Origin of the sequence: Mesorhizobium sp. M7A.F.Ca.AU.001.01.1.1, assembly GCF_004022735.1 — a bacterium.
Taxonomy (GTDB): Bacteria; Pseudomonadota; Alphaproteobacteria; order Rhizobiales; family Rhizobiaceae; genus Mesorhizobium; species Mesorhizobium ciceri.
The window spans coordinates 1-970 of the sequence record NZ_RZPF01001195.1; the positions used below are offsets into that span (position 1 = coordinate 1).

At 60.4% G+C, this 970-nt stretch carries 1 protein-coding gene; it reads left to right on the forward strand.

Going from position 1 to position 970, the window contains the following annotated elements; genetic code table 11:
• Nucleotides 1–20: 20 nt before the first annotated feature.
• Nucleotides 21–970 (forward strand): glycerol kinase GlpK (glpK, locus tag EN884_RS37015; RefSeq protein ID WP_128361183.1); only part of this gene is annotated, 950 nt, incomplete at its 3' end.

A 970-nucleotide genomic window follows, 5' to 3' on the forward strand; every position in this document is an offset into this window, starting at 1 on the left:
GCATTAAGCGGGGAAGCAGAATGACCGGATACATCCTTGCCATCGACCAGGGCACGACTTCGACCCGGGCGATCCTGTTCGACGGCGATATGAAGGTCGCCGGCAGCGGGCAGAGGGAATTCATCCAGCACTATCCGGCCTCCGGCTGGGTCGAGCACGATCCCGAAGACATCTGGGCGAGCGTGGTGACGACCGTGAAGGCGGCGCTGAAGAAGGCCGGCCGGGCTGCATCCGAAGTGGCCGCGCTCGGCATCACCAATCAGCGCGAGACCATCGTCATCTGGGACAAGGCGACCGGCAAGCCGATCCACAATGCCATTGTCTGGCAGGACCGGCGCACCACGCCGCTGTGCCAGAAACTGAAGAAGCAGGGACTGGAGAAAAAGTTCACCAAAAAAACCGGCCTGCTGCTTGATCCGTATTTTTCCGGTACCAAGATCGCCTGGATGCTGGACAAGGTAAAAGGGGCGCGGCGTCGTGCCGAGAAAGGCGAGTTGCTCGCCGGCACCATCGACAGCTTTCTGATCTGGCGGCTGACCGGCGGCAAGGTCCACGCCACGGATGCCACCAACGCGTCGCGCACGCTGGTCTACAATATCGAGAAAAATGCCTGGGACAACGAACTGCTGTCGATACTGAACATCCCGGCGAAAATGCTACCCGAGGTAAAGGACTGCGCCGATGACTATGGAATCACGGAGAAAAATCTCTTCGGCGCCGAGATAAGAATCCTCGGTGTTGCCGGCGACCAGCATGCGGCGACCATCGGCCAGGCCTGTTTCGAGCCGGGCATGATGAAATCCACCTACGGCACGGGCTGCTTTGCGCTGCTCAACACCGGCAGCGACCTTGTGCGTTCGAAGAACCGGCTCTTGACCACTATTGCCTACAGGCTGAACGGCAAGACCACTTATGCGCTGGAGGGCTCGATCTTCATTGCCGGCGCCGCGGTCCAATGGCTGCGCGACGG